Genomic DNA, 25056 nt, shown 5'->3' on the forward strand with positions numbered 1-25056 from the left:
TGTCCCAGGCGGCATCGATTGCCCGCGGCCCACGGCCCGCGGCCCACGGCTGGGGGCCGTGGGTGTCGGTGGCTGCGGCCGGGGCGCAGTTGCCGGTGGTTCGCGGGCCGGGCGGTGATGGACGTGCGGTCGGGGACCGCGTGCTACGGCAGGGGCACGCCCAGTACCGGTAGCAGTCGTGACGGGGGCCTTCGCAGCAGCCACGGGGGGAGCAGGGACAGTGGGTCCTGGTAGGTCTCGCCTCGTAGTAGACCCCAGTGCAGGCAGGTGGCCGGGCAGTGGGAGTTCGTCGGTTCGAGGGCGCCGATGACCTGGCCCGGGGTCACCTCGTCGCCCTTCGCGACCGCCGGTCGTACCGGCTCGTAGGTCGTCCTCAGGGGTGGTTCACCCGTTCCCGTCAGTTCCACGGAGACGACCCCCCTTCCCGCCACCCGGCCCGCGAAGGACACCCGGCCGGCCGCCACCGCGCGGACCGGGGCGTCCGGTGGTGCGGCGAGGTCCACGCCCCGGTGGCCGCGGGCGTACGTCGACGCCGGGGGTTCCCAGGCGCGGACCACCGCCGGGCGCGTTCCCACCGGCCAGGTCCGGGCGACGGCCGGGGCCGAGGCCGGGGGCAGGGGTGCCTGATCGGCAGGGGGCGGCGTCGGAGTCGCCCCGGCCGCGGTCGCCGCGGCCAGGAGGAGAAGGGCCGGCAGCAGGGCCACGTATCGCTGTGCACGCATGCCGGAACCGTCCCGCACCTGCGCGGATGACGACCGGGTCCTGTGGATCACTCCCCGGTTGTGGACAGCGGCGTCACCCACCGCCCCGCCGGTCCCGTACACTTCTTCTGGCGATCCGGGTCACCGGGTCGACTTCGCACGCCCCGGTACCAGGACCGGCCACGCTCGGTCTCCCGGTATCTGCGCCCCTCGGTCCTTCGTGGCTCGGCGCACCGCGGGCGTCAGGCGCGGGAGCCGTCCGGCCCCCGCGGCACAACCGAGAAACTCAAGGAGAACGGCCATGGCCGTCGTCACGATGCGGGAGCTGCTGGAGAGCGGCGTCCACTTCGGTCACCAGACCCGTCGCTGGAACCCGAAGATGAAGCGCTTCATCTTCACCGAGCGCAACGGCATCTACATCATCGACCTGCTCCAGTCGCTGTCGTACATCGACCGCGCCTACGAGTTCGTCAAGGAGACCGTCGCCCACGGCGGCACGGTCATGTTCGTCGGCACGAAGAAGCAGGCGCAGGAGGCCATCGCCGAGCAGGCCACCCGCGTCGGCATGCCCTACGTCAACCAGCGCTGGCTGGGCGGCATGCTCACCAACTTCTCCACCGTCTACAAGCGTCTGCAGCGCCTCAAGGAGCTCGAGCAGATCGACTTCGAGGACGTCGCCGCGTCCGGTCTGACCAAGAAGGAGCTTCTCGTGCTCTCGCGCGAGAAGGCCAAGCTGGAGAAGACCCTCGGCGGTATCCGCGAGATGTCCAAGGTCCCCAGCGCGGTCTGGATCGTGGACACCAAGAAGGAGCACATCGCGGTCGGTGAGGCCCGGAAGCTCAACATCCCGGTCGTCGCCATCCTCGACACCAACTGCGACCCCGACGAGGTCGACTACAAGATCCCGGGCAACGACGACGCGATCCGCTCCGTCACCCTGCTCACCCGCGTGATCGCCGACGCCGTCGCCGAGGGCCTCATCGCCCGCTCCGGCGTCGCCACCGGCGACAAGGGTGAGAAGGCCGCTGGCGAGCCGCTCGCCGAGTGGGAGCGCGACCTGCTCGAGGGCGAGAAGAAGGCCGAGGAGGCCCCCGCCGCCGCCGAGGCCCCCGCCGCCGAGGCCCCCGCCGCCGAGGCCCCCGCTGCCGAGGCCGCCGAGGCTCCCGCCGCGGACGCCGAGGCTCCGGCCGCGGACGCCGAGCAGGCCTGATCCGTCAGCTTCAGCGTTGACGGCGGGGGCGGTACCGCATCCCACGGCGCCTCCGGCGCGGTGAACTCCGCCCCCGCCGTTCACCCGTAGGTCGGCACAGAGTCGGATCGCTCCCGCTGACTGGAGCTTCCAGACCGTGCAGATCTTCGATCTTCCAGACCTCGAGAAAGATTCACAGACTCATGGCGAACTACACCGCCGCTGACGTCAAGAAGCTCCGCGAGCTCACCGGCGCCGGCATGATGGACTGCAAGAAGGCCCTGGACGAGGCCGAGGGCGACGTCGAGAAGGCCGTCGAGGCGCTCCGCATCAAGGGCCAGAAGGGCGTCGCCAAGCGCGAGGGCCGCTCCGCCGAGAACGGCGCCGTGGTCTCGATCATCGCCGACGACAACTCCTCCGGTGTCCTCGTCGAGCTGAAGTGCGAGACGGACTTCGTCGCCAAGGGTGACAAGTTCCAGGCCGTCGCCACCGCCATCGCCGAGCACGTCGCCAAGACCTCCCCGGCCGACCTCGAGGCCCTGCTCGCCTCCGAGATCGAGGCCGGCAAGACCGTCCAGGCGTTCGTGGACGAGGCCAACGCCAACCTCGGCGAGAAGATCGTCCTGGACCGCTTCGCGCAGTTCGCGGACGGCTTCGTGCTCGCCTACATGCACCGCACGATGCCCGACCTGCCCCCGCAGATCGGTGTCCTCGTCGAGCTGGACAAGCCGAACGCCGAGGTCGCCAAGGGCGTCGCCCAGCACATCGCCGCCTTCGCGCCGAAGTACCTCTCCAAGGAGGACGTGCCGGCCGAGGTCGTCGAGTCCGAGCGCCGCATCGCCGAGGAGACCACCCGCGCCGAGGGCAAGCCCGAGGCCGCGATCGCCAAGATCGTCGAGGGCCGCCTCAACGGCTTCTTCAAGGACGCCACGCTGCTCGGCCAGCCGTACGCGCTCGACAACAAGAAGTCCGTCCAGAAGGTCCTGGACGAGGCCGGTGTCACCCTGAAGCGCTTCGCGCGCATCAAGGTCGGCATCTGAGTCCGTACCGCGACGGACGCCCGACCCCTATAGGGTCGGTAGCAGTCGTCCGGGTACGTCGTCACTGGACGTGTGACGGACGACAGCAGATCTGACGAGGAGGCCATTGCCGCGCATGGGTTGCGAACGACACCCCACCGGCAATGGCCTTCTTCGCATGTGCATCACGTGAAAGAGGCGGGATCTCCCATGACCACCAAGGCCCAGAAGAGCGACGACGGCAAAGTACGCGGCCGGTTCCTGCTGAAGCTGTCCGGAGAGGCATTCTCCGGCGGTGGGGGCCTGGGCGTGGACCCCGACGTGGTGCACAAGATCGCCCGTGAGATCGCGGCCGTCGTGCGTGACGGCGCGCAGATCGCGGTCGTCATCGGCGGCGGCAACTTCTTCCGCGGCGCCGAACTCCAGGTACGCGGCATGGACCGGGCCCGCTCGGACTACATGGGCATGCTCGGCACCGTGATGAACTGCCTCGCCCTCCAGGACTTCCTGGAGAAGGAGGGCATCGACAGCCGGGTCCAGACCGCCATCACCATGGGCCAGGTCGCCGAGCCGTACATCCCGCTGCGCGCCGTGCGCCACCTGGAGAAGGGCCGCGTGGTCATCTTCGGCGCCGGTATGGGCATGCCGTACTTCTCCACCGACACGACCGCCGCCCAGCGTGCCCTGGAGATCGACGCCGAGGCGCTGCTGATGGGCAAGAACGGCGTGGACGGCGTCTACGACTCCGACCCGAAGACCAACCCCGGGGCGGTCAAGTTCGACTCCCTGGGCTACGGCGAGGTCATCACCCGCGACCTGAAGGTCGCCGACGCCACCGCGATCACGCTGTGCCGCGACAACAAGCTCCCGATCCTCGTCTTCGAACTTCTGGCCGAGGGCAATATCGCGCGGGCCGTCAAGGGTGAGAAGATCGGCACGCTGGTGGGTGACGAAGGCGGCCGGGCCTGACCGGCGGCACCCCGGGTTCGACGGGTGAGAACCCGGGTTCGCACGACAAGACCTGACCGGGGGACGGACCCTGGTCGGGGGATGGACAATGTCCTGCCGGTCGGGAACCGTGCAGGAAGAAGACGCGACGCAGCCGGCCGCCGCCCCCGCAAGGAACCGCAGCCGGGCCTACTCAAGACACGCAGGAGCAAGTGGTGATCGAAGAGACCCTCCTCGAGGCCGAGGAGAAGATGGAGAAGGCCGTCGTGGTCGCCAAGGAGGACTTCGCCGCGATCCGCACCGGCCGTGCGCACCCGGCGATGTTCAACAAGATCGTGGCCGACTACTACGGCGCGCCGACGCCGATCAACCAGCTGGCTTCGTTCTCCGTGCCGGAGCCGCGCATGGCGGTCGTGACCCCGTTCGACAAGAGCGCGCTGCGCAACATCGAGCAGGCGATCCGCGACTCCGACCTGGGCGTCAACCCGAGCAACGACGGCAACATCATCCGGGTGGTGTTCCCCGAGCTCACCGAGGAGCGCCGCCGCGAGTACATCAAGGTCGCCAAGGGCAAGGGCGAGGACGCCAAGGTGTCCATCCGCTCCGTCCGCCGCAAGGCCAAGGACGCGATCGACAAGCTCGTCAAGGACGGCGAGGTCGGCGAGGACGAGGGCCGCCGTGCGGAGAAGGAGCTCGACGACACCACCGCGAAGTACGTCGCCCAGGTGGACGAGCTCCTCAAGCACAAGGAAGCGGAGCTGCTCGAGGTCTGATGAACGACTCTTCCTGGGGCGCTCCGCCGCACGCCGGTTCACCGACCGGGTACTGGGGCCCCACCGACCGGGGACCCGCCCAGGGGGCTGCCCCGGCGGGTCCCGCGTACGATGCGCCTGAGGCGCAGCAGACTCGCCCCATGCCCATCGTCCCCGACGTACCCGCTCCCGGCGGAAACCAGGATGACGGCCGGGGGGCCGCTCGGCCGGGCGGCCCCCTGTACCGAGACGAGACGTTCCACGGCGGGACGTCCCCGCACGAGACGTACCGCGACGAGACCCCGTCGGCGCAGCCCCATGCGGCGGTGCCGCAGAATCCGGATCCCATGCCCGACGCCCCGCAGCCGGCTCCCGCACCGCAGAAGAAGAGCGCGGGCCGTGACCTGGGCGCGGCCATAGGAGTCGGCGTCGGACTGGGCGCGGTGATCGTCGCCTCGCTGTTCGTCGTCAAGGCCGTGTTCGTCGGCGTGATAGCGGTCGCCGTCGTCGTGGGTCTGTGGGAGCTGACCAGCCGGCTCCAGGAACGCAAGAACATCAAGGCGCCGCTCGTGCCGCTCGCGCTCGGCGGCGCGGCGATGGTCGTCGCCGGGTACGTACGGGGCGCCGAGGGCGCGTGGGTCGCCATGGCCCTGACCGCGCTGGCCGTCCTGGTCTGGCGGATGACGGAGCCGCCGGAGGGCTACCTCAAGGACGTCACGGCCGGCCTCTTCGCGGCCTTCTACGTCCCGTTCCTGGCCACGTTCGTCGCGATGATGCTCACGGCCGACGACGGGGCGCAGCGTGTGCTGACGTTCCTGCTCCTCACGGTCGTCAGCGACACCGGCGCGTACGCCGTCGGCTGGCGCTTCGGCAAGCACAAGCTCGCCCCGCGCATCAGCCCCGGCAAGACCCGCGAGGGCCTGCTCGGGGCGGTGTCGTTCGCGATGGTCGTGGGCGCGCTGTGCATGCAGTTCCTGATCGACGACGGCACCTGGTGGCAGGGCCTGCTGCTGGGCTTCGCGGTCGCGGCCAGCGCCACGCTCGGCGACCTCGGCGAGTCCATGATCAAGCGTGACCTGGGCATCAAGGACATGGGCACCCTGCTGCCGGGCCACGGAGGCATCATGGACCGGCTGGACTCCCTGCTGCCCACGGCGCCGGTGGTGTGGCTTCTGCTCGTCCTCTTCGTGGGATCCGGCTGACGGGACCCGGCTGACCGGTACGTATGCGGCTTGAGCGGGCCTCCGTCCCTTCCCGGGCGGGGGCCCGTCGTCGTCGGGACGATTGGTCTCGCAGGGGGACGGGTGGGACGATTTTGCTGCAACGTCCCACAGGGGGGATCTCCTGGAAGGGGGCGGGCATCATGTCCGGCTTCCGTGAAACGATCGACGTCGACTGCACCCCCGACGAGGTCTGGACGTACGTCATCGACCCCTCTCACCTGCCCGAATGGCAGGCGAGCGCGGTCTCGGCCGAGCGACTCGACGAAGGGCCGATCGAGGTCGGCTCCCGGGTGCGGGTCACCCGCTACGTCGGCAATCGGGAGATCCCGATGACCATGGAGATCACCGAGTGCGACCCCCCGCACGCCTGGGGCATGCAGGGCATCGACGGCCCCGTGCGCGGCCATGTCCACGGTGAGATCGACCCGCTCGACGACGGCCGCCGCTCCCGCGTGACGATGGACCTCGACTTCGAGGGCCGCGGCCTCGGCAGGGTCCTCGTACCCCTCGTCGTCAAGCCGCAGCTGCGCAAGGAACTGCCGCGCAACGAGCAGCTGCTGAAGGAGCGCCTGGAACACGGCGGCGGCATCGGGGCACCGTAAAGGATCTGCGACACTTGAGAGGCTATGCCTAAGCCCGGAGAACTCACTTTCGTCGCCCCCCGCGGAGCCAAGAAGCCGCCGCGGCATCTCGCCGACCTCTCGCCCGCCGCGCGGAAGGAGGCGGTGGCGGAGATCGGTGAGAAGCCGTTCCGGGCGAAGCAGTTGTCGCAGCACTACTTCGCGCGGTACGCGCACGACCCGGCGGAGTGGACCGACATCCCCGCGGGGGCGCGCGAGAAGCTGCGTGAGGCGTTGCTGCCCGAGCTGATGACGGTCGTGCGGCATCTGTCGACCGACCAGGGCACGACCCGCAAGACGCTGTGGCGGCTGTTCGACGGCACGCTCGTGGAGTCGGTGCTGATGCGTTACCCGGACCGGGTCACCATGTGCATCAGCTCGCAGGCGGGGTGCGGGATGAACTGCCCCTTCTGCGCGACCGGGCAGGCGGGGCTGGACCGGAACCTGTCCACCGCCGAGATCGTGCACCAGATCGTCGACGGCATGCGGGCGCTGCGCGACGGCGAGGTCCCGGGAGGGCCCGCCCGGCTGTCCAACATCGTGTTCATGGGCATGGGCGAGCCCCTCGCCAACTACAAGCGGGTCGTCGGCGCCATCCGCGCCCTCACCGACCCGGCGCCGGACGGGCTCGGGCTGTCGCAACGCGGGATCACCGTCTCGACCGTCGGACTCGTGCCGGCCATCCACCGGTTCTCCGACGAGGGCTTCAAGTGCCGGCTCGCCATCTCGCTGCACGCGCCGGACGACGAGCTGCGCGACACCCTCGTTCCCGTGAACACGCGGTGGAAGGTGCGCGAGGTGCTCGACGCCGGGTTCGAGTACGCCGAGAAGTCCGGGCGCCGGCTGTCCATCGAGTACGCGCTGATCCGCGACATCAACGACCAGGCCTGGCGCGGTGACCGTCTCGGGCGGCTGCTCAAGGGGCGGCCGGTGCACGTCAACCTGATCCCGCTCAACCCGACCCCCGGCTCGAAGTGGACCGCCTCCCGGCCCGAGGACGAGAAGGCGTTCGTGGAGGCCATCGCGGCACATGGTGTGCCCGTCACCATCCGGGACACCCGTGGTCAGGAGATCGACGGGGCGTGTGGTCAGCTCGCCGCCACCGAGCGGTAGTCTGACCGACGTAACACCATCCTGTTTTCAGACATCTTCATATTCCGACAGGGGAGCGCCACAGCGCTGAGAGTGCGGCAACCGGGCCGCAGACCCTCTGAACCTCGCCCAGGTCATTCTGGGTAGGGAGTTCGGTCATCACTCGAGCTGTTGCGCCCTGCCCGGGTCCCCCTCAGAGGCCCCGGGCAGGGCCGCGTCTCTTCCTGGTCAACCCCAGGAGGAATCCAGTGCACACCAGGACGTTCGTGGCCGCGGTCGTCGGCCTCGGTCTCGTCACGCTGTCCGCGTGCGGTTCGTCGTCGTCCGACGACACCGGATCGAGCGGCGGCTCCAAGACCGTCACGCTCGTCAGCCACGACTCATGGGCCGTCTCCAAGAACGTGCTCGCGGACTTCGAGAAGCAGTCCGGGTACAAGGTGAAGGTCCTCAAGGACGGCGACGCCGGGCAGGCCGTCAACAAGGCCGTCCTCACCAAGGACAACCCGCAGGGCGACGTCTTCTTCGGCGTCGACAACACGCTCCTCTCCCGTGCCCTCGACAACGGGCTGTTCCAGTCGTACGAGGCGAAGGGGCTCGACCAGGTCGACCGTCAGTACCAGCTCGACGCGGGCAAGCACCGCGTCACGCCCGTCGACCACGGCGACATCTGCGTCAACTACGACAAGAAGTACTTCGCCGACCACAAGCTGGCGCCGCCCGCCTCCTTCGACGACCTGGTCAAGCCCGCGTACAAGAACCTCCTGGTCACCGAGAACGCCTCCACCTCCTCGCCCGGCCTCGGCTTCCTGCTCGGCACCGCCGCGAAGTACGGCGACGGCTGGGAGGGCTACTGGAAGAAGCTCAAGGCCAACGGCGTGAAGGTCGTCGACGGCTGGGAGCAGGCCTACAACGAGGAGTTCTCCGGATCGGCCGGCGGCAGGAAGGCCGGGGCCGACCGGCCGCTCGTCGTCTCCTACGCCTCCTCGCCGCCCGCCGAGGTGATCTACGGCGACCCCAAGCCGGCCACCGCCCCGACCGGCGTCGCGACCGGCACCTGCTTCCGCCAGGTCGAGTTCGCGGGGCTGCTGAGCAACGCGCGCAACAGCGCGGGCGGCAAGGCGCTGATCGACTTCCTGATCTCGAAGGAGTTCCAGGAGGACATGCCGCTCAACATGTTCGTCTACCCGGTGGTGAAGGGCGCCGCCGTGCCCGCCGAGTTCACCGAGTACGGGCCGGCCGCCGAGGATCCCGAGACCATGGACCCGGCCGAGATCGCCGACCACCGCGACCAGTGGGTCAAGTCGTGGACCTCGCTCGTACTGAAGTAGCCCCCCGCAAGTCGCCCGGGAGGCGAACCGGGAGCGCGGCGCGGCTCGGGCTCATGGCCCTGCCCGTCGCGTTCTTCGGGGTCTTCTTCGCCTACCCGGTCGCCGCGATCGTCTCGCGCGGCCTCCGGGCGGACGGGGCGTGGCACCTGGGGCGGCTGTGGGACGTGCTCGGGCAGTCCGACCTCCGGCACGTCCTGTGGTTCACCACCTGGCAGGCGCTCGCGTCCACCGCGCTCACGCTGCTGGTCGCGCTGCCCGCCGCGTACGTCTTCGCCCGCTTCTCCTTCCCGGGCAAGCATCTGCTGCGGGCGGTCGTGACCGTCCCGTTCGTGCTGCCGACGGTCGTCGTCGGTACGGCGTTCCTGGCGCTCGTCGGCCGCGGCGGGCTGCTCGACGAGCTGTGGGGCGTACGGCTGGACACGACCGTGTGGGCGATCCTGCTCGCGCACGTCTTCTTCAACTACGCCGTCGTCGTGCGGACGGTGGGCGGGCTGTGGGCGCAGCTCGATCCGCGGCAGGAGGAGGCGGCGCGGACGCTGGGCGCGTCGCCGCTGCGGGCCTGGCGTCAGGTCACCCTGCCGGCCCTCGCGCCCGCCGTGGCCGCCGCCGCGCTGATGGTCTTCCTCTTCACCTTCACCTCCTTCGGCGTGGTCCAGATCCTCGGCGGGCCCACCTTCTCGACCCTGGAGGTCGAGATCTACCGGCAGACCTCGGAGATCTTCGACCTGTCCACGGCCGCCGTCCTGACGATCGTCCAGTTCGTCGCCGTCGGCGCGATCCTCGCCGTGCACGCCTGGACCGTACGGCGGCGGGAGACCGCGCTGCGGCTGGTGGACGCGTCGGTGACGGCGCGCAGGCCGCGCGGGGCCGGGCAGTGGGCGCTGCTCGCCGGTGTCCTCGGCACCGTCGTGATACTGCTCCTGCTGCCGCTTGCGGTGCTGGTGCAACGGTCGCTGGACGCGCCGGACTTCGCCTACTACCGGGCGCTGACCAGCGACGACGGGAACGTCTTCCTCGTCCCGCCGATCGAGGCGATCGGCAACTCCCTGCAGTACGCCGCCGCGGCGACCGTGATCGCCGTGGTGATCGGCGGGCTGGCCGCGGCCGCGCTGACCCGGCGCGACTCCGGACGGTTCGTCCGCGGCTTCGACGCGCTGCTGATGCTGCCGCTGGGCGTCTCCGCGGTGACGGTCGGCTTCGGCTTCCTGATCGCTCTCGACGAGCCCCCGCTGGATCTGCGCGGCACCTGGATCCTGGTGCCGCTCGCACAGGCGCTGGTCGGCGTCCCCTTCGTCGTCCGGACCATGCTGCCCGTGCTGCGCGCGGTGGACGTACGGCTGCGGGAGGCGGCTGCCGTGCTCGGGGCGTCGCCCTGGCGGGTGTGGCGGGAGGTGGACCTGCCGATGGTGCGGCGGGCGCTGCTGGTCGCGGCCGGGTTCGCCTTCGCGGTGTCGCTGGGGGAGTTCGGGGCGACGGTGTTCATCGCGCGGCCCGACAACCCGACCCTGCCCGTCGCGGTCGCGCGGCTCCTGGGACGGGCCGGGGAACTCAACTACGGCCAGGCGATGGCCCTCTCGACGATTCTGATGCTGGTGTGCGCGGTGGCCCTGCTGGTGCTGGAGCGGCTGCGCACCGACCGGACGGGGGAGTTCTGATGCTGCTGGAGCTGGAGCGCGCGACCGTGCGGTTCGGTGGGCGGGCCGTCCTCGACGGCGTCGATCTCGCCGTCGCCGAGCACGAGGTGGTGTGTGTGCTCGGGCCGAGCGGCAGCGGCAAGTCCACGCTGCTGCGGGCGGTGGCGGGGCTCCAGCCCCTCGACGCCGGGCGGGTGGTGCTCGACGGGCGGGACCAGGCCGGTGTGCCCGCGCACCGCCGTGAGCTGGGGCTGATGTTCCAGGACCATCAGCTGTTCCCGCAGCGGGACGTGGGCGGCAACGTGGCCTTCGGACTGCGGATGCACGGCACCCCACGGCGGCGACAGGACGAGCGGGTACGGGAGCTGCTCGACCTCGTCGGTCTGCCGGGCGCCGCCCGCCGGGCCGTCGCCGCGCTCTCCGGCGGTGAGCAGCAGCGGGTGGCGCTGGCCCGCGCGCTCGCGCCCCGGCCCCGGCTGCTGATGCTCGATGAGCCGCTCGGCCAGCTCGACCGGTCGCTGCGGGAGCGGCTCGTCGTCGAACTGCGGGAGCTGTTCGGCCGGTTGGGCACCACCGTGCTCGCGGTCACCCACGACCAGGGCGAGGCGTTCGCGCTCGCCGACCGGGTCGTCGTGATGCGCGACGGGCGAATCGCCCAGTCGGGTACGCCCCTTGAGGTGTGGCAGCGGCCGGCGGACGCGTTCGTGGCCCGCTTCCTCGGCTTCGACAACGTCGTGGAGGCGAACGTCGTCGAGGAGGCCGCGGACACCCCGTGGGGCAAGGTGCCGGTCCCGGCGGGCTCCCCGCAGGGCACGCGCACGCTGCTGGTCCGGCCGGCCGGGGTGCGGCTGACCGGTGTGGACGAGGGCCTGCGCTGCACGGTCGCCGCCCGCACCTTCAAGGGCACCCATGTCGCCGTTCACCTCCAGCCGGAGGACGCACCGCGGCTGGAGGCCGCGTGCGCGCTGCGGCTGGCGCCGGAGGTCGGGGAGGCGGTCGGGGTGACGTTCGACCTGTCCGAAATCGTCGTGCTGGACTGACCGGCGCACCCCTAGGGTGTTACGTATGACGCTACTCGCGTACGACCGGTACTGTGATGAAATCGCCCACCAGGTACGGCAGTTGAGGGCCGTCGTGACCTCCGGAGCGGATCTCTCGGCCACCGTGCCGACCTGCCCGGACTGGTCGCTGGAGCAACTCGTACGGCACATGGGCGGCGCCCTGCGCTGGACCGAGATGCTCGTGCGGACGCGGGCCCAGGAGAACGTCCCGGAGGAGCAGGTCCCATCCCGTGGCGGACCGGCGGCCGAGGGCGACCCGGCCGCACTGGACGCCTGGCTCGCGGAGACCGGCGACATGGTCGTGGGCGCGCTGCGGGAGGCCGGGCCCGACGCCAAGGTGTGGGGCTGGGCCGGGACCCTCGACGCCGGCTTCTGGGCCCGCCGGATGACCCATGAGATCACCGTGCACCGCGCCGACGCCACGCTCACCGCCGGCCTGCCCTACGAGGTCGCGCCCGATGTCGCCGCCGACGCGCTGGACGAGTGGCTGCAGCTCGTCGAGTGGGTGCAGCGGAACATGCCGCAGGCCGCCGCCGAAGAACTGCGCGCCCCGCACCGCGGGGGTTCCACGATCCACCTCCACGCCACCGACGCGCCCGCGGGGCTGAACGCCGAGTGGCTGGTCGAGCTCACCGAGCAGGGCATCGTGTGGCGCCGTGGCCACGAGAAGGCGACGGTCGCGCTGCGCGGCCCGCTCACCGCGGTCCTGCTCGCCTTCTACCGTCGGCTGCCGCTGGACAGCCCGGGGCTGGAGGTCCTCGGCGAGCGGGAGCTGCTGGAGTTCTGGCTGGAGAAGACCACGTTCGGCTGACATGCGAGTGGCCCGTCCCCCCCGGGGGCCGGGCCACCGCGGTGAAACCCGGGTCAGCGGTTGCCCGAGCCCGTGCGGCGCCAGCCGAAGAACACCGCGCCGCCGCCGATGACGACCAGCGCGGCCGCGATGCCGACGATCAGACCGGTGTTCGAGTTGGCGCCGGTCTCGGCGAGGTTGGACTCGCCGACCGCGGGCGACGGCTGGTTGCTCGCGGTGGTGTCCGCGGGTGCGGTGCTCTCGCTCTCCTCGGCCGGCGGGGTCGGCGTCCCGGACTCGGTCGCGGCCGGGGTCGAGGCGGAGTCCGAGGGAGAGACGGACGGCGACGGCGAGGTCGACGGGGTGGAGGGCGTGGTGGGCGTGGTGTCGGCCTGGCAGGCCTTGGCCGGGGTGGTCAGGTTCGGTATGTCGGCGTCGACCAGGGTCTTCTCACCCTTGACGGCCGTGACGTGGACTCGGTAGACGGCGTTCGGCTCCCAGTCCTCGGCGAAGGTGACGGTGACGCCCTTCTGTGAGCCCTCGACCGTCTGCTCGCCGACCTTCCTCAGGTCGGCGCCGTTGTTCTCGAGGAACACCGAGACGACGGCCGGGGCGCCCGTCGGGTCCGTGTCGGTGACGGTGATGACGCCCTTCGCCCCGTCACAGGCGGCTGTCGCGGAGAAGTCCGTGATCTTGCAGGCCAGCGCCGAGCCGGAGGCGCCGAGGACGAGAGCGGCCGAGGCGGCGGTGACACCGAGCATGCGCACCGAACGGGCGGCGGTACGGCGGGATGGGGACACGTTTGTCCTTTACGTGATGCGCAACTGCGGGGGGTGGAGGGGGAGGTGACGCCCCCAACGCGGTGGCGACAGCATCCCCGGGAGTCCCACAGGTTTATAAGCGTTCCATAAGTACTGTCAATGCGGGGACGTTACCGGACCCTTGGCTTTGCCCGCTCATTAACCGCCAAGACGTTTCAACGCCTCCGGAGCCTCCTCGATCCGGTCGACCAGGGCGATCCGGTCCTCCATCGACCGCTCCTTCGCCAGTGCCCGCAGCAACGGCCACGTCGGCAGCCGCTCCGTCCAGTGCGCCCGGTCCACGAGCACCATCGGCGTGGGCTCACCGCGCGACTCGTAGTAGTTCGGCGTCGCGTTGTCGAAGATCTCCTGTACGGTCCCGGCGGCGCCCGGCAGGAAGACGACACCGGCGGTGCAGCGGGCCAGCAGTCCGTCCTCGCGGGTGGCGTTGGAGAAGTACTTGGCGATGTGCGCGGCGAACGGGTTCGGCGGCTCGTGGCCGTAGAACCAGGTGGGGATGCCGACGGAGGGGCCGCCCTGCGGCCAGCGGGCGCGGACCTCGAAGGCCGCCGTCGCCCAGTCGGTGATCGAGGGCGTGAACTTCGGCGCCTTGGCGAGGAGTCGGAGCGCCTCGGTGAGCATGCCGTCGGGGAGCGGAGCCGCGTAGGCGCCGAGGTTGGCAGCCTCCATCGCGCCCGGACCGCCGCCGGTCGCCACCGTGAGCCCGGCACGGGCGAGTTCCCGGCCGAGGCGCGCGGCGCCGGCGTACGCCTCCGTGCCGCGCGCCATGGCGTGGCCGCCCATGACGCCCACCACGCGGGCGCCGACGAGGAGTTCGTCGAGGGCGTCCGAGACGGCGTCGTCGTGGATCGAGCGGAGCATGGAGGCGAATATGTCGCCGTCCGCCTTGGTCTGCTGGAACCAGGCGTAGGCGCGGGCGTCGGGTGTCGCCTCGTAGCCGTCGTGCAGCGACTCGAACAGCTCGTCCGGGGAGTAGACGAAACCGCGGTACGGATCGAAGGGAAGGCCCGGTACGGGCGGGAAGACCAGGGCGCCGGAGGCACGGGCCTTCGCCGCCGCCCCGGGGTCCATCGGGCAGCCGAGGAAGACGGCTCCCGCGGTGTCCAGGGTCAGCAGGACGGTCGTACGGTCCGTCAGGTCGACGGCCTGGACGCGGTAGTGGGAGAGGGTGCCCTGTGCGGAGACCACCTCATCGAACTCGGCGAGGGACTCGATCTCGCGGTCGTGGGAACCGTCGAACGGCTGGGCGGGTGTCGTCGGATGCACCCGCCCATGCTAGGGGCCGCTGCCCGGCGGGCGGTTCAGCTCTCGATCGCCGACGGGTCCATCCAGACGACCTCCCAGGTGTGGCCGTCGAGGTCGTCGAAGGAACGGCCGTACATGAAGCCGTGGTCCTGCGTCTCGCCGGCGGGCGAGCCGCCCAACGCCAGGGCGCGGTCGACCAGTTCGTCCACCTTCTCGCGGCTCTCGGCGCTCAGCGCGACCAGGACCTCGCTGGTCCTGGTGGAGTCCGCGATCTCCTTCTTGGTGAAGGTCGAGTAGAACGGCTTGGTGAGCAGCATCGCGAAGATCGTGTCGCTGATCACCACCGAGGCCGCGTTCTCGTCGCTGAACTGGGGGTTGATCGAGTAGCCCAGCTCCGTGAAGAACTTCTTGGAGGCCTCGAGGTCGTTCACGGGCAGGTTGACGAAGATCATCTGCTGGTAGGCGGAGGTGGTCATCGGGTCTCTCCCATCGGTTCGTGCGGGGTGTGCGAGCCGTTCGTCGCGTTCGGTGGGGTAGACCGGGGGGCCGTGCGGAACTCATCGGCGCTCGGAGATTTTTTCGCGCGATTTTTCGGGTGGGGGTCGGGCGAGGGGCAGGTCGGAGCAGATAGGGGCGGATGGGGGTGGACGAGGGCGGACAGGGGCGGATGGTGATCAGTCGGCCAGGGGGAGGGCCGCCAGCTCGGCCACGATCAGGGTGAGCGGGACGAAGAGGGCCGCGAGGGCGCCGGCGCGGAGGGCGGCCGCGCCGCGCAGCACCGTGGCCGGGGCGCCGAGGCGCAGGAGGGCGGCCGTGGTGTCGGCGCGGGCCTGGCGCGCCTCCACGGCCGCGGTGAGGACGGTGGCGAGAGCGCAGCCGACGACCAGGAGGGCGCCGAGGGTGGTGAGGGGGCCCGCGGTGGGGTGGGACGGGGCGGACGAGTCGTACAGGGCGGTCATGCCGTACGCGCCGGAGGCCACCGCGCACAGGATGCCCAGGGGGCGGCCGATGCGGGACGCCTCCTGCATCAGGCCGCGGCCGGCCAGGAGGCGGAGGGCGCCGGGGCGGGCTGCCTGCAGCAGGCGGCCGCAGAGGTGGGTGAGGCCGGGGCCGGCCAGGGCCAGGCCCACGGCGGTGAGGATCCAGCCGACGAGGACCGCGGCGGGGCCTGTGGGGCCGCCGGGGAGTGCGAGGTCGGCGCCGTTCGTGGTGTGGGCGGCGTAGGCCTCCACGGCGAGGCCGGCGGCGAGGGTGGCTGCGCCCCAGGGGAGGGCGGTGGGGTTGGGGACCTGGGCTTGTCCTTCCGGTGTGTGGTCGGTTGCTGCCGGGGGGTTGGGTGAGTGGTCCGGGGTTTCCGGCGTGCCGTCGGCTGCGGCTGGGGGGTGGGTCGCGCTGCCCGGCGCTCGCGGGGTGCCTCCCTCACTCTCGGCTTCGCTCGAGCGGGGGGACCCCCATCGCCCACCCGTGCCGCCCCAGGCGGCACGACTGCCCGCGGATTGGGGGCGTGGCTGTGTGCCGTCGTCTGGGGTGTGGGTGGGCTGTCGGGGGTCCTCGTTGGTCCCGGCGGCACGGCTGCGCGCGGTCTGGCGGGGTGGCTGGTCGTGGGTGGCCGAGTGTGTGCCGAACCTTCCGTACGCGCCGAACGTCTCCCGTGCTCCGTGTCCCCGTGCCTCGAATCTGCGGAGGGCGCGCCCCGTCCCCCGGGAGGTGGCCGCCAGTTGGGTGTCGCGGGGGCGCAGGGACAGGGCCACCGCCACTGATGCCGTTGCCGGGGCCCAGGTCAGGAGGGTCAGGGCGGCTGGGAGAGGGAGGGGGACGTCCGGGGCCAGGAAGTCCGCGGCTGCTCCGTCGAAGGGCATGCCGGTGAGGTCGCCGCGGAGGTGGAGGAAGGCCAGGAGGGCCAGGACGGAGCCGAGGGTGGTGGACAGGGCCGTGGTGGTGGCCGACACGGCCATCAGGCGGGCCGGGCCCAGGCCGATCGCCGCCAGGCCGGGGCGGGGGCGGGTGCCGGGGTCGGTGCGGGCCACCGCGAGGGCCAGGTGGACCGTCGCGGCCAGGGGGACCGCGCACCAGGCCAGCCGGAGTGCGGCGGCCGCCGGGGTGTCGGGGTGGGTGAGGGCGTGGCCGAGGGTGCCCAGGAGGAGGAAGCCGGTGCCCGCCGAGGCCGTCACCACCAGGAGGCGGCGTACCTGGACGGCGGGGTGGGCGCTGCGGGTCAGACGGAGAGCGAGCACGCCGCTCGGCCTTCCGTCTCGGTGACCGGGGGCAGGTGGACCGTCTTCACCCGTCGCCCGTCCAGCAGCGGCACCGTGCGGTCGGCGAGGGCCGCCGTCTCCGCGTCGTGGGTGGCCAGGACGACCGTGATGCCGTGCGAGCGGGCCGCCGTCATCAGCGTACGGAGCACGTGGGCGCGGTCGGCGCGGTGCAGGGGGGCCGTCGGTTCGTCCGCGAAGAGGACCGACGGGGCGGGAGCCAGGGCGCGGGTGATGCACACACGCTGGCGTTCCGCCTGGGTCAGTTCGTAGGGCCGCCTGCGGGACTTGTCGCCGACGTCGAGGCGTTCCAGCCACTCCAGGGCGGCGACCTTGGCGCGGCGGCGGCCGGCGCCGCGCAGCATCAGGGGGAGGGCCGCGTTCTCCCAGACGTTCAGTTCGGGGACGAGCACCGGTGCCGGATCGATCCAGCCGAAGCGGTCGCGGCGCAGCCGTTCGCGGGCCAGCGGGCCCAGCGTGTGCACGGGGACGCTGTTGAACCACACCTCGCCGCGCTGGGCGGGCGTCAGACCGGACAGACAGTGCAGCAGGGTCGTCTTGCCGCTGCCGCGCGGGCCGGTGACGGCGAGGATCTCGCCCTCCCGGACGCCGAGCGAGACGCCGCCGAGCGCGGGGGAGCCGTCGTGGTGCGTGAAGTGCAGCGACCGTGCCCACAGCACGTCGTTGTCCGGCGGAGCCTCCATGGGCGTACACCTCGGTTCAGTTCAGTGGTTCGCGTGCCGATCCCCCGTGCCGTTCCCCCGTGCGGGGGAACGAAGACAGGGCCGATCGGTCACACGCACGCTAGGCAGGCGATGGCCCGGGGCCGGACAGCACACGGCCCCGGGCCGCCGTTTCTCACTCGAACGGGCGGCACCGGGGCCGGTGTCGATCACCTCAGAGGAAGATCCACAAGAAGGATCTTCCGACAGATCACAGCTTGGTCCACGCCTCCGTCAGGGTCGCGCGCAGGATCTGCTCGATCTCGTCGAAGGTCTCCTGGTTCGAGATCAGCGGCGGGGCGAGCTGGACGACCGGGTCGCCGCGGTCGTCGGCACGGCAGTACAGGCCGTTCTCGAACAGCGCCTTGGACAGGAAGCCGTACAGGACGCGCTCGGTCTCCTCGGCGTTGAAGGACTCCTTCGTCGTCTTGTCCTTGACGAGTTCGATGCCGTAGAAGAAGCCGTTGCCGCGGACGTCGCCGACGATGGGCAGGTCGTGCAGCTTCTGCAGAGTGGAGAGGAACGCGCTCTCGTTGTCGAGGACGTGCTGGTTGAGGCCCTCGCGCTCGAACAGGTCCAGGTTCGCGAGGCCCACCGCGGCGGACACCGGGTGGCCGCCGAAGGTGTAGCCGTGCAGGAAGGTGTTGTCGCCCTTGTAGAAGGGCTCGGCCAGCCGGTCGGAGACGATGCAGGCGCCGATGGGGGAGTACCCGGACGTCATGCCCTTGGCGCAGGTGATCATGTCCGGGACGTAGCCGAACTTGTCGCAGGCGAACATCGTGCCCAGGCGGCCGAAGGCGCAGATGACCTCGTCCGAGACGAGCAGCACGTCGTACTGGTCGCAGATCTCGCGCACCCGCTGGAAGTAGCCGGGCGGGGGCGGGAAGCAGCCGCCGGCGTTCTGGACCGGCTCCAGGAAGACCGCGGCGACCGTGTCCGGGCCCTCGAAGAGGATCTGCTGCTCGATCTGGTCGGCGGCCCAGCGGCCGAAGGCCTCGGGGTCGTCGCCGAAGATCGGCGCCCGGTAGATGTTGGTGTTGGGGACCTTGTGCGCGCCCGGGACGAGCGGCTCGAAGGGGGCCTTCAGGCCCGGCAGGCCGGTGATGGACAGGGCGCCCTGCGGGGTGCCGTGGTAGGCGACCGCGCGGGAGATGACCTTGTACTTGGTGGGCTTGCCGGTGAGCTTGAAGTACTGCTTGGCGAGCTTCCAGGCGGTCTCGACCGCCTCACCGCCGCCGGTGGTGAAGAAGACCTTGTTCAGGTCGCCGGGCGCGTGGTCGGCCAGACGCTCCGCCAGCTCCACGGCCTTCGGGTGGGCGTAGGACCAGACCGGGAAGAACGCCAGCTCCTGCGCCTGCTTGAACGCGGTCTCCGCCAGTTCCGTGCGGCCGTGGCCGGCCTGGACCACGAACAGACCCGCGAGGCCGTCGAGGTAGCGCTTGCCCTTGTCGTCGTATATGTAGGTGCCCTCGCCCCGGACGATGGTGGGGACGGGGGAGTTCTCGTACGAGGACATGCGGGTGAAGTGCATCCACAGGTGGTCGTACGCGGTGCGACTGAGGTCCTTGGTGCTCACGGTTATCGGGTCCTCACGGTTATCGGGTTCCCCACATGTAGGTCTGCTTCTTCAGCTTCAGGTAGACGAAACTCTCGGTGGAGCGCACGCCCGGCAGGGCACGGATGCGTTTGTTGATGACGTCCAGCAGGTGGTCGTCGTCCTCGCAGACGATCTCGGCGAGGATGTCGAACGAGCCCGCGGTCATCACCACGTACTCGACCTCGCCCATGTCGGTCAGCGCCTCCGCGATCTTCTCCACGTCGCCCTCGACGTTGATCCCGACCATGGCCTGCCGGCGGAAGCCCACGGTGAGCGGGTCCGTGACGGCGACGATCTGCATCACGCCCTGGTCGAGCAGCTTCTGGACGCGCTGGCGCACGGCCGCCTCGGACAGGCCGACGGCCTTGCCGATCGCCGCGTACGGCCGGCGGCCGTCCTCCTGGAGCTGCTCGATGATGGCGAGGCTGACGGCATCCAGATGAGGGGTGCTGTTCCTGGACTCGCGGGAGTCACGGTGCTCTGCGCTTCGACTGGCCACGAGCTCACTGTGCACGACGTCTCGACAGTTCCGCAAGGCCAATGCGATGAAATTCGTTGTTTATGATACTGAGACTTGCGGATTTCGCAGCAGTGGCGCGATCGGGGGTGTTGAAAACGTCGGCCTGGCGATTAGGGTGGGTGTCTCAGTCATTGGACAGTTCGACCTTGACAGGAGGCCGGCAGTGAGCACCGAGCTGCGTCGTCTGCGCAACTACATCGACGGTGAGTTCCGGGACGCCGCCGACGGACGGACCACCGACGTGGTCAACCCCGCGACGGGCGAGGCGTACGCGACCGCGCCGCTGTCCGGCCAGGCGGACGTGGACGCCGCGATGGCGGCCGCCGCCGCGGCCTTCCCCGGCTGGCGCGACACGACCCCCGCCGAGCGCCAGAAGGCTCTGCTGAAGATCGCGGACGCCTTCGAGGAGCGCGCCGAGGAGCTCATCGCGGCCGAGGTGGAGAACACGGGCAAGCCGGTCGGGCTGACCCGCTCCGAGGAGATCCCGCCGATGGTCGACCAGATCCGCTTCTTCGCGGGCGCGGCCCGGATGCTCGAGGGCCGGGCGGCCGGTGAGTACATGGACGGGATGACCTCGATCGTCCGCCGTGAGCCGGTCGGCGTCTGCGCGCAGGTCGCGCCGTGGAACTACCCGATGATGATGGCCGTGTGGAAGTTCGCCCCGGCGATCGCGGCGGGCAACACGGTCGTCCTCAAGCCCTCCGACACGACCCCCGCCTCGACCGTCCTGATCGCCGACATCGTCGGCTCGATCCTGCCCAAGGGCGTCTTCAACGTCATCACCGGCGACCGCGACACCGGCCGTCTGATGGTCGAGCACCCGATCCCGGCCATGGCGTCCATCACCGGTTCCGTGCGCGCGGGCATGTCCGTCGCCGAGTCCGCCTCCAAGGACCTCAAGCGCGTCCACCTGGAGCTGGGCGGCAAGGCCCCGGTCGTCGTCTTCGAGGACACCGACATCGCCAAGGCCGTCGAGGACATCTCGGTCGCCGGCTTCTTCAACGCCGGCCAGGACTGTACGGCCGCCACCCGCGTCCTCGTCCAGGAGGCCATCCACGACGAGTTCGTCGCCGCGCTCGCGAAGGCCGCGTCCGAGACGAAGACCGGCCACCCGGACGACGAGGACGTGCTGTACGGGCCGCTGAACAACCCGAACCAGCTCAAGCAGGTCTCCGGCTTCATCGAGCGGCTGCCCGCCCACGCCAAGGTCGAGGCCGGCGGCCACCAGGTCGGCGAGAAGGGCTACTTCTACGCGCCGACCGTCGTCTCGGGCCTGAAGCAGGACGACGAGATCATCCAGAAGGAGGTCTTCGGTCCGGTCATCACCGTCCAGTCCTTCACGGACGAGGATCAGGCCGTCGAGTGGGCCAACGGCGTCGAGTACGCCCTCGCCTCCTCGGTGTGGACCAAGGACCACGGCCGCGCGATGCGCATGTCCAAGAAGCTCGACTTCGGCTGCGTGTGGATCAACACCCACATCCCGCTGGTCGCCGAGATGCCCCACGGCGGCTTCAAGAAGTCCGGCTACGGCAAGGACCTCTCGGCGTACGGCTTCGACGACTACACGCGGATCAAGCACGTGATGACGTCGCTCGACGCGTAAGGCCCCGCCGGGAGGCACGGCGTACGGCGTCCTTTCCGTGGCGCCCCACAGGGCAGCGCGCTTCTGGGAACTTCCTGGGAAGCGGTCCGGTATGCCGGTCGCGCGCGCCCCGTGACCTGCGTCGTTCGCCGATCTCGTGCAACGGCGCGGCGTGCCTGGCGTAGGCCCGGCCGCCCACGGTGACCGAGCCCTTGGTGGGGGAGTCCAGGCCGACGATCATGCGCATCGTCGTGGACTTCCCCGCCCCGTTGGGGCCGAGGAAGCCGGTCACCTCACCGGCCTTGACGGTGAAGCTCAGGTTGTCGACGACCGTCTTGTCGCCGTACCGCTTCGTCAGCTCACGCGCTTCGATCATGGAAGTGGCCTTTCCCGCCTCGAACTCGAACCGCCGGCGGATGCGCCGCGGTGTCCGCCTTCGAAGCTAGTGCCGCGGCAGGCAACGTTTGCCCGTTGAGGAGCGGGGTCGTGGGGGTACCTCCCGCCCGAGCCGTGCGAAGCCGGTTCGAGGGTGGGGGAGCGTGCTCTCGGTGTGCCGGCCGGAAGCCCTCGTACTGGATGTACTTGGGCTTTCGGCCGGTGCGGCGAGAGGGCGTGCCGGGCGTCGCGACGGGGCGAACGTTGCCTGTCGCGGCACTAGGAGCGCCACAGGCCCGGACTTTGGGACCGGAGGGGAATCTTCGACGCCCGGGTGGTACCGCGGTACCACCCGGGTACCGCCTGCCGCTACTCCGGCCCTCCCCGAAGCTCCCCCTGATTGACCACCCCGAACGGGATGTGGACGCTCGGCGTCGTCCGGGAGGTGCCTTCGAGGTGGCTCTCCTGGTCGTCGAAGAAGATGTGGGGCTTCAGCACGTCCATGATCGAGCTCTTGTCGACACCGCCGAGGAAGAAGGCGTCGTTGACGGTCACGCCCCAGTTGTTGAGGCTCAGCACGGCTCGTTCGTGGGCGGGCGCGTTGCGTGCCGTGACGATGGAGACGTGGACGCGGATCGCGTAGTCCGCGTCCTCCCGGCGCCGTTCCTCCTCCCTCCGTTGCAGCTTGTTGACCTCGCGCAGGAAGTCCCGGAGCGGGCCCGCGTCATGAGGGGTGGTCACGTTCAGCGCCTCGTGGGCGCGGAAGCCCTCCAGGCCGTCCTGCTGGAACACGCGCTCCGACTCGTCGCCGGCGAGGACGCCGTCGAAGTCGAAGGCGATCCGCAGCTCCCTGTCCGCGGGGTCGTCGGCCACCGCGGAGCCGAGGACCCGGCCCGCCGGCAGGCCCGCGGCCACGGCCTCCCGGACGTCGTTCTCGTCCGCGGACAGGAACAGGGACATGTGCAGCGCGCGCATGAACCGGTACGGCGCCCGGCCCTGCGTGAAGACGGCACGGCTTATGGGGAGTTCATGGGCCTTGATGGACCGCATGACGCGAAGGCCCGTGTCGGGGTCGTTGCGGGACAGGATGATCACCTCGACCAACGCGTCGCCGGGGCGCAGGTCGTTCAGCGACAGGATGCGGCGGATGAAGGGGAAGGCGACTCCGGGGCGCAGGGTGTCGTCCAGGTTCTCCCGCTGGTAGGTGCGGTAGGCCTCCTCGCCCTTCCGCCGGAAGACGGCGTCGGACTCCTTCAGGTCGAACAGGGCACTGGAGGCGATCCCGATCACCAACCGGTTCTCGAGGCTGTAGGACGGCATGGCGGCTCCCCCCGGGTGGCACCTTGGGTGTCACCGCAGGCCGGCGACGTCGACGGGCGCCGACTGTAGCCCCCGACCGTCGACTTTGCCATCTCTTTACAACCCGCCCTGCCGCTCCCTCGTCTCTTCGCTCGGTCCGTCACGCAGCCCGTGGGTTCCACCCGGGCGGGCGGACCGACAGAGCGAAAGAGAGCGATTCATGCGCCGAACTGTCCTCAGTGCCCTGGCACTCGCCTGCACCGCCGTGCTGGCGGGCACGGTGCCCGCGTTCGCCGACGGGACGACGCCGGTCCCGTCCCCGACCGTGGCGGAGCCGGCTCCGGCCGCCTCCACCGCCCCGACGCCGGTGCCCAGCGCCGACCCGACCTCCGCTCCGGCTCCGGGGGACCAGGTCGCCGTCGTACCGAGCGGGGCGCCCGACACGGGCGCGGTGGCGGAGTCCGGGGGCGACGGCGCGATGATCGGCGGGGGAGCCGCCGCGGTGTTCGGCGCGGCCGGCGTGGCGGTCTTCCTCGTCCGTCGCCGGCGGGCGGCGACCGGGGCATGACCTCGCTCTCCAGGCGCGCGTTCGTCACCGCGGCGACGGCGGCCACGGCGGCGCTGCTCGCGGGGTGCGGGGGTTCGTCGGCCGGGCAGGACGGGAAGGCCCGGCCGGCGAGCACACCCGGTTCGCCTTCCTCGGCGTCCTCGCCCTCCTCGCCCGGCTCAGCGCCCTCCGCGGCGACGGCCGCTTCGGCACCCGTCCGGCTGGAGATCCCGGCCATCGGCGTCGACACGCCCGTCATGCGGCTGGGGCTCGCCCCGGACGGCACCGTGGAGGTGCCCCCGATCACGGCCGACGACCGTGCGGGCTGGTACCGGCACTCGCCGCCGCCGGGACGCAAGGGGCCGTCGGTGATCCTCGGCCATGTCACGGTCGGCGAGTACGGCGACGGCGTCTTCCGCCGCCTCGACCGGCTGCGCCGGGGCGACCGGGTCGTCGCGCGCCTGGAGAACGGCACGGCGGCGGTGTTCGCCGTGACCGAGGTCCGCACGGTCGCCAAGGCCGACTTCCCGACGGAGGCCGTCTACGGGAACGTCGACCGGCCCGAGCTGCGTCTCATCACGTGCGGCGGGCCCCGTGACGGCCACGAGTACCGCGACAACGTGATCGTCTTCGCCGCGCCGGCCTCGGCGCAGAGCTCAGCGGGAGAACGGTGAAACGATCCCGCGAGCGGGCGGCGGCGGAACTGTTCGCCGCCCTCTATCCACGCCTCGCCGGCTGGTGCCGCCGTCTCGTCGACGACGACGAGACGGCCCACGAGATCGCCTCGGAGGCGTTCACCCGCCTGTGGGCCCGCTGGACGGCGGTGACGGAGCCGCGTGGTTTCCTCTACGTGACCGCGGCCAACCTCGTCCGCGACCACTGGCGCAGGACGGAACGGGAGCGCAACGCCGTGCGCCGGGCCACCGTCGAGGCCGCCGTGAACCCGCCCGCCGAACCGGCCGACCCCTCGGTCCGGCTGCTCGTGCAGTCGCTGCCCGAACGGCTGCGCGTGCCGATCCTGCTGCACTACTACGCCGACATGCCGATCCGGGAGGTGTCCGTGCTGACCGGACGCAGGGAAGGCACCGTCAAGGCCGACCTCCACGCGGCCCGTGAACTGCTCCGCGCCCACCTGAGGAGAAGCCTTGACCACACCCGCTGACGACTTCGACGACGGCCCGGACCTCGCGCCCGACGACCCCCTCGCCGTCATCCTGCGGCCCCCCTCCGACTACCTCGGCCCGCCGCCCGGCCGGTACGAGGAGATCCGCCGCGGCGCGGCCCGCCGCCGGCTGCTGCGCACCGCCGCCGGGGTCGGCGCGGCGTGCGCCGTCGTCGTGGCCGCCGTCCTCGTCCTGCCGCTGCGTCCGGCGTCGCAGACGCCGGTCTCCCCGACGGTTCCGCTGGCACCACCGCCCATGAGCGGCCCCTCGGCCACGCCGACTCCGCCGGCCTCGCCCGCCCCCGCCACACCGGGCCCTTCGGAGGGCGCCCCGACGCCCGTCCCGGGGACCCGGACCCCCGCCGGCCCCACCGGCACCGCGGCGCCCACGCCCAGCCCCAGCGGCACCGCGTCGCGGCCGGCGACCGCGACGGTGTCCGACGAGCCGAGCGCCGAGCCGAGCACCGAGCCGAGTGCGTCCCGACTCACGTCGTCCGAGGACATTACGAGCCGTTGAGGCCGATTCACGCCCCGTAGCTGCGGGCGCGTGGTTGCTCCTACCCTGGACTTTCACCGT

At 71.1% G+C, this 25056-nt stretch carries 25 protein-coding genes and 1 pseudogene; 16 read left to right on the forward strand and 10 right to left on the reverse strand.

Features of this window, described 5'->3' with window-relative positions:
- Window positions 1–143 precede the first annotated feature (143 nt).
- Window positions 144–722, reverse strand: coding sequence for a M23 family metallopeptidase (locus ACPT94_RS24930; protein WP_360343855.1), 579 nt, complete (start codon window positions 720–722; stop codon window positions 144–146).
- 280 nt (window positions 723–1002) lie between these two features.
- Here ACPT94_RS24930 and rpsB point away from each other — a divergent pair, with 280 nt between their 5' ends.
- The 11 genes from rpsB to ACPT94_RS24985 all read left to right on the forward strand — a co-directional run bounded on the left by rpsB (window position 1003) and on the right by ACPT94_RS24985 (window position 12378).
- A complete protein-coding gene (gene rpsB, locus ACPT94_RS24935; protein WP_425246862.1) occupies window positions 1003–1911 on the forward strand; it encodes a 30S ribosomal protein S2 in 909 nt (302 codons plus the stop codon).
- Window positions 1912–2093: 182 nt separating this feature from the next.
- Window positions 2094–2930, forward strand: a complete 837-nt coding sequence (gene tsf, locus ACPT94_RS24940; RefSeq protein ID WP_360343861.1) for a translation elongation factor Ts — start codon at window positions 2094–2096, stop codon at window positions 2928–2930.
- A gap of 189 nt (window positions 2931–3119) precedes the next feature.
- Window positions 3120–3878 carry a UMP kinase gene (pyrH, locus tag ACPT94_RS24945; RefSeq protein ID WP_360343864.1) on the forward strand — a complete coding sequence of 253 codons (759 nt, stop codon included), beginning with the start codon at window positions 3120–3122 and terminating at the stop codon, window positions 3876–3878.
- Between the two features lie 194 nt (window positions 3879–4072).
- Complete coding sequence (frr, locus tag ACPT94_RS24950) at window positions 4073–4630, forward strand: ribosome recycling factor (protein ID WP_044388432.1); 558 nt, start codon at window positions 4073–4075, stop codon at window positions 4628–4630.
- The gene (locus tag ACPT94_RS24955) at window positions 4630–5811 is read left to right on the forward strand and encodes a phosphatidate cytidylyltransferase (RefSeq protein WP_360343868.1); all 1182 of its coding nucleotides are present in this window, start codon (window positions 4630–4632) and stop codon (window positions 5809–5811) included. Before frr ends, ACPT94_RS24955 begins: the two co-directional genes overlap by 1 nt.
- A gap of 161 nt (window positions 5812–5972) precedes the next feature.
- Complete coding sequence (locus ACPT94_RS24960; protein WP_360343871.1) at window positions 5973–6434, forward strand: SRPBCC family protein; 462 nt, start codon at window positions 5973–5975, stop codon at window positions 6432–6434.
- Window positions 6435–6458: 24 nt separating this feature from the next.
- Window positions 6459–7565: a dual-specificity RNA methyltransferase RlmN gene (rlmN, locus tag ACPT94_RS24965; protein ID WP_425246863.1), complete on the forward strand. Its 1107-nt coding sequence runs from the start codon at window positions 6459–6461 to the stop codon at window positions 7563–7565.
- Window positions 7566–7792: 227 nt separating this feature from the next.
- A complete protein-coding gene (locus ACPT94_RS24970; RefSeq protein ID WP_360343877.1) occupies window positions 7793–8872 on the forward strand; it encodes a thiamine ABC transporter substrate-binding protein in 1080 nt (359 codons plus the stop codon).
- Window positions 8873–8925: 53 nt separating this feature from the next.
- On the forward strand, window positions 8926–10527 hold the full coding sequence (locus tag ACPT94_RS24975; protein WP_425246864.1) for an ABC transporter permease: 1602 nt from the start codon (window positions 8926–8928) through the stop codon (window positions 10525–10527).
- Entirely contained in the window at window positions 10527–11546 is a 1020-nt protein-coding gene (locus ACPT94_RS24980; protein WP_425246865.1) for an ABC transporter ATP-binding protein, read from the forward strand. The genes ACPT94_RS24975 and ACPT94_RS24980 overlap by 1 nt, the downstream gene beginning before the upstream one ends.
- A gap of 25 nt (window positions 11547–11571) precedes the next feature.
- Complete coding sequence (locus tag ACPT94_RS24985) at window positions 11572–12378, forward strand: maleylpyruvate isomerase family mycothiol-dependent enzyme (protein ID WP_360343886.1); 807 nt, start codon at window positions 11572–11574, stop codon at window positions 12376–12378.
- A 53-nt stretch (window positions 12379–12431) separates the two neighbouring features.
- Here ACPT94_RS24985 and ACPT94_RS24990 read toward each other — a convergent pair whose 3' ends face one another.
- From ACPT94_RS24990 to ACPT94_RS25020, 7 genes are all read right to left on the reverse strand, one after another.
- Complete coding sequence (locus ACPT94_RS24990; protein WP_425246866.1) at window positions 12432–13157, reverse strand: LAETG motif-containing sortase-dependent surface protein; 726 nt, start codon at window positions 13155–13157, stop codon at window positions 12432–12434.
- Between the two features lie 159 nt (window positions 13158–13316).
- Window positions 13317–14444 carry an LOG family protein gene (locus ACPT94_RS24995; protein WP_360343892.1) on the reverse strand — a complete coding sequence of 376 codons (1128 nt, stop codon included), beginning with the start codon at window positions 14442–14444 and terminating at the stop codon, window positions 13317–13319.
- A 35-nt stretch (window positions 14445–14479) separates the two neighbouring features.
- Window positions 14480–14899 carry a VOC family protein gene (locus tag ACPT94_RS25000; protein ID WP_360343895.1) on the reverse strand — a complete coding sequence of 140 codons (420 nt, stop codon included), beginning with the start codon at window positions 14897–14899 and terminating at the stop codon, window positions 14480–14482.
- A gap of 198 nt (window positions 14900–15097) precedes the next feature.
- Window positions 15098–16657 (reverse strand): ICP22 family protein, encoded by a 1560-nt coding sequence (locus tag ACPT94_RS25005; protein ID WP_425246867.1) that lies wholly within the window; start codon window positions 16655–16657, stop codon window positions 15098–15100.
- A complete protein-coding gene (locus ACPT94_RS25010; protein WP_360343901.1) occupies window positions 16639–17379 on the reverse strand; it encodes an ABC transporter ATP-binding protein in 741 nt (246 codons plus the stop codon). The genes ACPT94_RS25005 and ACPT94_RS25010 overlap by 19 nt, the downstream gene beginning before the upstream one ends.
- A gap of 229 nt (window positions 17380–17608) precedes the next feature.
- A complete protein-coding gene (locus tag ACPT94_RS25015) occupies window positions 17609–18973 on the reverse strand; it encodes an aspartate aminotransferase family protein (RefSeq protein WP_360343904.1) in 1365 nt (454 codons plus the stop codon).
- A gap of 19 nt (window positions 18974–18992) precedes the next feature.
- Complete coding sequence (locus tag ACPT94_RS25020; protein ID WP_360343907.1) at window positions 18993–19508, reverse strand: Lrp/AsnC family transcriptional regulator; 516 nt, start codon at window positions 19506–19508, stop codon at window positions 18993–18995.
- 169 nt (window positions 19509–19677) lie between these two features.
- On the opposite strand from ACPT94_RS25020, the gene ACPT94_RS25025 reads away from it, so the two are divergent.
- Window positions 19678–21117 (forward strand): gamma-aminobutyraldehyde dehydrogenase, encoded by a 1440-nt coding sequence (locus ACPT94_RS25025; protein WP_360343910.1) that lies wholly within the window; start codon window positions 19678–19680, stop codon window positions 21115–21117.
- A gap of 127 nt (window positions 21118–21244) precedes the next feature.
- On the opposite strand, the pseudogene ACPT94_RS25030 reads toward ACPT94_RS25025, so the two are convergent.
- Window positions 21245–21472 (reverse strand): annotated as a pseudogene (locus ACPT94_RS25030) (ATP-binding cassette domain-containing protein); the annotation flags it as partial.
- Window positions 21473–21840: 368 nt separating this feature from the next.
- Window positions 21841–22791 (reverse strand): 5'-nucleotidase, encoded by a 951-nt coding sequence (locus ACPT94_RS25035; RefSeq protein ID WP_425246869.1) that lies wholly within the window; start codon window positions 22789–22791, stop codon window positions 21841–21843.
- A 199-nt stretch (window positions 22792–22990) separates the two neighbouring features.
- Here ACPT94_RS25035 and ACPT94_RS25040 point away from each other — a divergent pair, with 199 nt between their 5' ends.
- The 4 genes from ACPT94_RS25040 to ACPT94_RS25055 are packed head-to-tail and all read left to right on the forward strand — an operon-like array spanning window position 22991 to window position 24996.
- Window positions 22991–23338 (forward strand): sortase-dependent protein, encoded by a 348-nt coding sequence (locus tag ACPT94_RS25040; RefSeq protein ID WP_360343916.1) that lies wholly within the window; start codon window positions 22991–22993, stop codon window positions 23336–23338.
- On the forward strand, window positions 23335–23991 hold the full coding sequence (locus ACPT94_RS25045; RefSeq protein WP_425246870.1) for a class F sortase: 657 nt from the start codon (window positions 23335–23337) through the stop codon (window positions 23989–23991). The genes ACPT94_RS25040 and ACPT94_RS25045 overlap by 4 nt, the downstream gene beginning before the upstream one ends.
- Entirely contained in the window at window positions 23988–24479 is a 492-nt protein-coding gene (locus ACPT94_RS25050) for an RNA polymerase sigma factor (RefSeq protein ID WP_360343922.1), read from the forward strand. Before ACPT94_RS25045 ends, ACPT94_RS25050 begins: the two co-directional genes overlap by 4 nt.
- Window positions 24463–24996: a hypothetical protein gene (locus ACPT94_RS25055; protein WP_360343925.1), complete on the forward strand. Its 534-nt coding sequence runs from the start codon at window positions 24463–24465 to the stop codon at window positions 24994–24996. Before ACPT94_RS25050 ends, ACPT94_RS25055 begins: the two co-directional genes overlap by 17 nt.
- The last annotated feature ends 60 nt before the right edge of the window (window positions 24997–25056 follow it).

Origin of the sequence: Streptomyces aurantiaciflavus (genome assembly GCF_049808595.1) — a bacterium.
Taxonomy (GTDB): Bacteria; Actinomycetota; Actinomycetes; order Streptomycetales; family Streptomycetaceae; genus Streptomyces.

What these genes read in the sequence shown, in the direction of transcription:
- ACPT94_RS24930 (WP_360343855.1), bottom strand. Translation starts at nt 722, where the DNA reads ATGCGTGCACAGCGATACGTGGCCCTGCTGCCGGCCCTTCTCCTCCTG.
- rpsB (WP_425246862.1), top strand. Translation starts at nt 1,003, where the DNA reads ATGGCCGTCGTCACGATGCGGGAGCTGCTGGAGAGCGGCGTCCACTTC.
- tsf (WP_360343861.1), top strand. Translation starts at nt 2,094, where the DNA reads ATGGCGAACTACACCGCCGCTGACGTCAAGAAGCTCCGCGAGCTCACC.
- pyrH (WP_360343864.1), top strand. Translation starts at nt 3,120, where the DNA reads ATGACCACCAAGGCCCAGAAGAGCGACGACGGCAAAGTACGCGGCCGG.
- ACPT94_RS24955 (WP_360343868.1), top strand. Translation starts at nt 4,630, where the DNA reads ATGAACGACTCTTCCTGGGGCGCTCCGCCGCACGCCGGTTCACCGACC.
- ACPT94_RS24960 (WP_360343871.1), top strand. Translation starts at nt 5,973, where the DNA reads ATGTCCGGCTTCCGTGAAACGATCGACGTCGACTGCACCCCCGACGAG.
- rlmN (WP_425246863.1), top strand. Translation starts at nt 6,459, where the DNA reads ATGCCTAAGCCCGGAGAACTCACTTTCGTCGCCCCCCGCGGAGCCAAG.
- ACPT94_RS24975 (WP_425246864.1), top strand. Translation starts at nt 8,926, where the DNA reads ATGGCCCTGCCCGTCGCGTTCTTCGGGGTCTTCTTCGCCTACCCGGTC.
- ACPT94_RS24980 (WP_425246865.1), top strand. Translation starts at nt 10,527, where the DNA reads ATGCTGCTGGAGCTGGAGCGCGCGACCGTGCGGTTCGGTGGGCGGGCC.
- ACPT94_RS24985 (WP_360343886.1), top strand. Translation starts at nt 11,572, where the DNA reads ATGACGCTACTCGCGTACGACCGGTACTGTGATGAAATCGCCCACCAG.
- ACPT94_RS25000 (WP_360343895.1), bottom strand. Translation starts at nt 14,899, where the DNA reads ATGACCACCTCCGCCTACCAGCAGATGATCTTCGTCAACCTGCCCGTG.
- ACPT94_RS25010 (WP_360343901.1), bottom strand. Translation starts at nt 17,379, where the DNA reads ATGGAGGCTCCGCCGGACAACGACGTGCTGTGGGCACGGTCGCTGCAC.
- ACPT94_RS25035 (WP_425246869.1), bottom strand. Translation starts at nt 22,791, where the DNA reads ATGCCGTCCTACAGCCTCGAGAACCGGTTGGTGATCGGGATCGCCTCC.
- ACPT94_RS25040 (WP_360343916.1), top strand. Translation starts at nt 22,991, where the DNA reads ATGCGCCGAACTGTCCTCAGTGCCCTGGCACTCGCCTGCACCGCCGTG.
- ACPT94_RS25045 (WP_425246870.1), top strand. Translation starts at nt 23,335, where the DNA reads ATGACCTCGCTCTCCAGGCGCGCGTTCGTCACCGCGGCGACGGCGGCC.